This window comes from Pseudoalteromonas sp. 68 DY56-GL68, from assembly GCF_041414825.1.
Taxonomy (GTDB): Bacteria; Pseudomonadota; Gammaproteobacteria; order Enterobacterales; family Alteromonadaceae; genus Pseudoalteromonas.
Genome location: NZ_JAOCZL010000022.1, coordinates 421364 through 427363, shown reverse-complemented (window position 1 = coordinate 427363; position 6000 = coordinate 421364). Strand labels below are relative to the sequence as shown.

Sequence of the window (6000 nt, the reverse complement as noted above, 5' to 3'; positions counted from 1 at the left end):
GGCACGTGAAAGCGTGTTTTTTTATGCCTAAAATTCAGATTCATGACCCAAAGGTTGTCGGTTCACCCTCAAAGTTTACAGCTCTCGCAACCAACTGAAATTAAAAATAAATATGTAATACTAGACACGCGAAAGCGTGTTTTTTACGCCTATAGAAAGTGAAGATGCTCTTGAGTATCGAAAAAATCTTTTTATCTCATCATAATGTTTGTATTAATAGGCAATAATACGAAATCATTGTCTGCTAATAATATGGTTTCTTGCTTCAAAATAGTTCTCTTTATTAAACAGATTAATATTTTCCTTCTGCTACGTTTAGTGACTTGCATAATCTTCTCTTAAAAGATTGAAAAGTTTATGTTACAAGGTAGGTAAAATTACTTTTTAGTTACAAGTATGACTGAACTTTACCACTGGTTTGACTTAATTGGCGTGGCTGTATTTGCTGTATCAGGTACGCTGCTGGCCTATGATAAAAAAATGGATGGCTTTGGAGTTGTTGTACTTGCCACCGTAACGGCAATTGGTGGTGGTACGTTACGTGATTTAATCCTAGATGTTCCTGTTTTTTGGTTACATGATCAAAGCTATTTTTGGGCTATTTTATTTTCGGTATTTGTTACTACACGTTTAATTAATAAGCAGCGTTCGATTGAATTTAATACGCTACAGATAGCAGATGCATTTGGCCTAGCATTTTTTGCTGTTATGGGTGCTCAAAAAGCAATGTTGGCAGGTATGCCTGACACAACGGCTATTATTATGGGCGTTATTACAGGTTGCTTCGGCGGCATGATCCGTGATGTGCTCGCAGGTAATATGCCTATGCTATTAAAAGGTGAGTTATACGCAATTACCTGTATTGCAGGCGGAGTCGCTTATACGCTGGGTATTTCTTTTGGTTTTGTCACAGAGCTTGCGATGGTGATTGCAATGCTAGTGACGCTTGTTTTACGACTGGCGGCGATGAAGTGGCGGCTAACGTTGCATATTTTTAAATATTCTGATTAAACTATAACTTAGGACTTGTTATAGGGACAGATTGAACGTGTCATTAGCTCGTATTTTTTCTCGTGCACAAATAGGCGTACAAGCACCTGAAGTTATAGTTGAAGTGCATTTAGGTAATGGTTTACCGGCTTTTCATATAGTTGGTCTACCCGAAACATCTGTGAAGGAAGCGAAAGATCGCGTAAGAAGCGCACTTGAAAACTCACAGTTTGGCTTTCCTGATCAGCGGATCACTGTTAATTTAGCACCCGCAGACTTGCCTAAAGAGGGAGGGCGCTTTGATTTAGCCATCGCCGTAGGCATCTTGGTGGCATCAGGGCAGATTAGTTGTCCCGATATTCATCGTTATGAATTTTATGGTGAGCTTGCCTTAAATGGGGAAGTAAGAGGTGTGAATGCGATTTTGCCTTCCGTGCTCGGTGCTAAAGACAAAGGCCGTTGTTGCTTTCTTCCTGCCGATAATGACTCCTTGGCGAGTCTTGTTTCAGGGGTCGCACGAAAAGCAGTATATTCTATTCAGGATGTCTGGAACGATTTACTTAACCAGCAACCCCTTCCTTTGAATATTGAATACCCAGAGCAGGAATTAGATAGGGAATCTCTTCTCGATTTAAGCGATGTTAAAGGGCAACCAGGTGCGAAACGAGTATTAGAAATTGCAGCTGCTGGTGGGCATAATTTGTTATTTTTAGGCCCTCCAGGGACAGGTAAATCTATGCTCGCACAGCGTATGCCGACAATTATGCCCGCAATGTCTGACGATGAAGCGATTAGTACCGCAGCCCTCTATTCAATTATTGGTCAATCAGTCGATTTAGCGAATTGGCGGGAGCGTCCCTTTCGCAATCCTCATCATACGTGTTCAGCCGTCGCGCTTGTTGGTGGTTCGTCAAACCCAAAGCCAGGGGAAATTTCATTAGCCCACAATGGAGTGCTTTTCTTGGATGAGCTGCCTGAATTTGAGAGAAAAGTACTCGACTCATTGCGTGAACCTATGGAAACGGGCGTAGTAACGATATCAAGAGCTGCGAGGCAAATGGAGTTCCCTTCGCAATTTCAGTTGATTGCAGCTCTTAACCCAAGCCCAACAGGTAGCCACACAGATAAGCGAGCAACGCCTGATCAAGTGCTACGTTACTTATCTCGGGTGTCTGGGCCATTTATCGATCGTATTGATTTACAAATTGAGTTGCCAAGATTGACCAGTAGCCAACTACAAAGTACTGAAATAGAAGAAAGCAGTGAGCAAGTTCGCTCACGTGTTGAGCGTGCCTACGCAATTCAGCTTGAAAGACAAGGCAAAGTGAATGCGCGCTTGAATAATAAAGAAATGAATCGGTACTGTATTTTAGCACCTGCAGAACTTCAGTTTTTAGCTAAAGCCAGTGAAAAACTGGCTTTATCGCCTCGCTCTTATCATCGGGTGATTAAAGTGGCACGCACCATCAGCGATTTAAAAGCTCAGCCAAATATAACCTTAAGTGAACTAAAAGAAGCATTAAATTATCGGGCATTTGAGCGGCTAATTAGTCAGCTAACGCAACTCTAAAAGCTTAAATCGATAACATGTAACCTTTACCACGTACTGTAACAATACGCTTCTGATCCTTTTCATCACTTAATTTTTTACGTAGTCGACCAATCAATACATCGACGGTGCGATCACTTGGGCTCCAATCTGGTTGGCCAATCTCTTCTGAGATCTTTTCACGTGATGTTGCTTTACCTGCATTTGCAATTAAGCAAATAAGTACCTTGTGTTCAGCTTCTGTTAGGCGCGACTCTTCACCGTTAGGGGTAATCAAGGTTCGATTATCAGGATGTAACTTGAAGTCGGCATATTCAATAAACTCTTCGCTTTCATCATCGTTTTGAGAGCTCTTGAGACGTTTGTGAAGTGCACGCATTCTAAGTTCGAGTTCAAGTAAGTCTACGGGCTTACATATGTAATCATCTGCACCTTGGGCAAGCCCTGCAATGCGATCGGCTTGAGAGTCTCTGCTTGATAGCATAATTACGCCAATTTCTGTGAGCGCATTGAGTTCTTTTGCTAATAGCAGACCATCACGTTTGGGCAGTACTATATCGATGATAGCTAAAGAGATTGCATTTTGTGAAGGGGCGCGAGATTGCACAATGCTCAGTGCATCGGCGCCTGTTGAGTCTACCTCAATCTCAAATTCAGTCTCTTTAAAATGGTTGAGAATACGTTTGACGAGTAGCTCATCATCTTCAACCAATAAAACTTGAATAGTCATTAGCTTCTATTTCACACTTGATTTGTTGTTATGTTAGCACTGTATGACAAAGAGTGAGAAGTGTAATGGATAGGTTTATAACTATTTCTTACAATTTAATTAGTTAGGTGTCGTAAAGTGAAAGAAAAGTTGAGTACTTTTGTAGTACTCAACTATATAAAAATCTACTTTTCAGCGTAAAGGTATTGCCACCATTGTGGCTGCTCTTTTAGGTTTTTATCGAAATAAGCGAGCATGGTGTCCCACCAATCAAAGCGTTTGTCGCGTGCAAATATCTGATGGTCTGCGCCTTTGTACTCAATGAGTTCGACATCTTTTCCTAGTAACTTTAATGCCGTGTACATATTGTGACTTTCTCCAACCGGTACATTCGTATCCGAATCACCATGCAGTAATAATAATGGTGTGGTCACCTTGTCGGCATGAAAAACAGGACTATGTTGGCTGTAAAGGGTTGGATTATTCCAAGGGTAGCTATTTTTAGACGCCTCGTTAGAGTATAAGTACCCCCACCAGCCTTGGCCCCAATACGACGTAATATTAGAAATGCCAGCATGGGCGATTGAAGCACTAAACATATCTGTTTTGGTAGCCAGTAGCATAGTCATAAAGCCACCGTAGGACGCACCTAAGTTGCCAACACGTTTGCTATCTACGAAGTGATACTGGTTTAAAAACGCTTTTGTGCCATCGATGATATCGTTCGCGGTGTACTCACCCCATGCATTTACGTGTTTAGCTGAGAACTCTTGGCCAAAGCCTGTTGCGCCCGTTGGTTGCACAACATAAACAACATAGCCATGCTCAGCCCACAAGTTAAATGGGTAGCGACCTGTAAAACCACGAGTAACAGGTGATGTACCGCCATAATAATAGACCAGTGCAGGGTACTTTTTGCTTTTATCTACGTTGTGCGGCAAGTAAACGCGGCCTTTAATTTCAATACCGTCTTTATTGGTAAAGTTAAACTCTTCAAGTGAGGCAATGGCAGTATCTTTATAGGCGATCGGTTTTGAATCCCATAATATTTTCGCGCGGCTTTTACCTAGGCTTAGTTGTTTCAGTTGCTGAGGTGTTGAAGCTGTAGTGCCAGTGAGCAAAATGCTGGGGTTGCGTTCTTTTGAATAACTAAATTGCTCAACAACATCAAAGCCAGCGTTCACCTTATTAAAGCGCTTTTTACTGAGATCATACTGGTAAAGTTGTACTGTATCTTGCTCTGTAACTTTTATAAGTGCATCACCATTTTCAAGTACATTGAGCTGGCCAATTGCAGGGGTAAATTCTTTGCTTAACGCTGTGGCTTTTTTACCGTCCCGACTTAACAGGTAAAGTTGCCCATCGTAGTTATTAGCAAGCATGCCTTGTGGTAGGTTACGCCCTAAACCATTGTTAAAGTCAGGGCCTGCCGTTACATAAATCCCCTCGTTTGTGTATTTAGCCTGATTAAAGGTTTTAAATTGGCCAAGTACATTCAGCGCTGATGTAGCTAGGTTTAATTCAACCAGCTCAGTTGCAGGCTCGGGTGATAGTTGCATAGCTTGTGCTGAGCGACTCATTAATATGCTGCCACGTTTGGCATCAAAGTCTTCAAGTGAGTGGCTAAGTGGGCCTTGGCTTACTATTTTGCTAAGACCTGTGGCAATATCGAGCAAATAGACTTGCGATGTCGTACGAGCATACGACCAGCGATCTTGTAGGCCTTGATAGTGCTTAGTGAGCTTACCATTATCTTCAGGTGATTTTGACCAGTTAAAGATCAAGCTGTTTGAGTCATAAAATTGAAAGCCGTTCGCTCCAGAGAGGTTTTTAGCGATGACACTCAGCTGCATGGTTTTTAGATTCAAGCGCTTAAGCTCACCATTTAATAGATACACTAAACGTTTGCTGTCAGGGCTCCAAGTTATACTACTTGGCTGAGCTGACTCGAAACGATACAAAGTATTGTTCTTGGCGTCTTTAAGCTCTGTAACATATTGAGCTTGATTGGCGGTGGCATCTTCGTAATGACGTTTGCTAGTGATGAAATAATCGCCATTGGGTGCCATTGACACAAAGTTAATTGTTGGCGCATCGAATAATTGCTTAGCCGATAAACCATGTTGCTGTTTAGCGCTAAATTGTAAAGTGTCTAGTTCAGATTTAGCCGTAAAATCAAGCTCAACCTGATTCCAGTTTGCGACTTGCTCCGTAATGATAACAATTTGATGATCGCCTTGGCTTAAGGCTAATTCATAGGCTTGATTTTTTTCTGTTTGTTTTTCGCCATCAATGAATAGCTGAGCGTTTTCAATGCCTTTTAAGGTCAATGTGCCTTGGCTGAATCGATCTGTTGAGGCTGTGAATTTAAGTGCTTGTAACCCACCAAGAGTTAACGCACTCACTTTGTCGAATGCTTGCCAGTCAACGTCATTACCAAACAAATGTATACTGTCACTGCTTGTTTGTAAGCTTGGCAATAAGTTTGCGATGATGGTATCTCGATGATCGGTTTGATACGGCTTAAGTTGCATATCTTCTGCAAGTGGGCCAATAAACTGAATGGCTGATTTGTCGATTGGGTCAGCCAAAGAGGTTGTGCTTAAGGCGCTGAGTACGAATGCACCAAGTGTTATTTTTAAATGGGTAGACTTATTCTGCCAAGTTCTTCTAAACGTCATAATTGAGCCTATAGTCGGTAATTTGAGCTAATATAGCACGCGCTAAAAAAGCCAAAAAGTGCTCTGCGTTA

4 protein-coding genes are annotated in these 6000 nt (G+C 41.8%); 2 read left to right on the top strand and 2 right to left on the bottom strand.

From position 1 onward, the window contains the following. Window positions 1-396: 396 nt before the first annotated feature. Together NYF15_RS19135 and NYF15_RS19130 are read left to right on the top strand one after the other, a co-directional pair. Window positions 397-1011 (top strand): trimeric intracellular cation channel family protein, encoded by a 615-nt coding sequence (locus tag NYF15_RS19135; protein ID WP_062568185.1) that lies wholly within the window; start codon window positions 397-399, stop codon window positions 1009-1011. A 37-nt stretch (window positions 1012-1048) separates the two neighbouring features. Further along, entirely contained in the window at window positions 1049-2560 is a 1512-nt protein-coding gene (locus tag NYF15_RS19130; RefSeq protein WP_130151456.1) for a YifB family Mg chelatase-like AAA ATPase, read from the top strand. Between the two features lie 4 nt (window positions 2561-2564). On the opposite strand, the gene NYF15_RS19125 is transcribed toward NYF15_RS19130, so the two are convergent. After that, window positions 2565-3269: a response regulator transcription factor gene (locus NYF15_RS19125; RefSeq protein ID WP_130151457.1), complete on the bottom strand. Its 705-nt coding sequence runs from the start codon at window positions 3267-3269 to the stop codon at window positions 2565-2567. 164 nt (window positions 3270-3433) lie between these two features. Next, window positions 3434-5929, bottom strand: coding sequence for a prolyl oligopeptidase family serine peptidase (locus tag NYF15_RS19120; protein ID WP_371354390.1), 2496 nt, complete (start codon window positions 5927-5929; stop codon window positions 3434-3436). Between the last annotated feature and the right edge of the window lie 71 nt (window positions 5930-6000).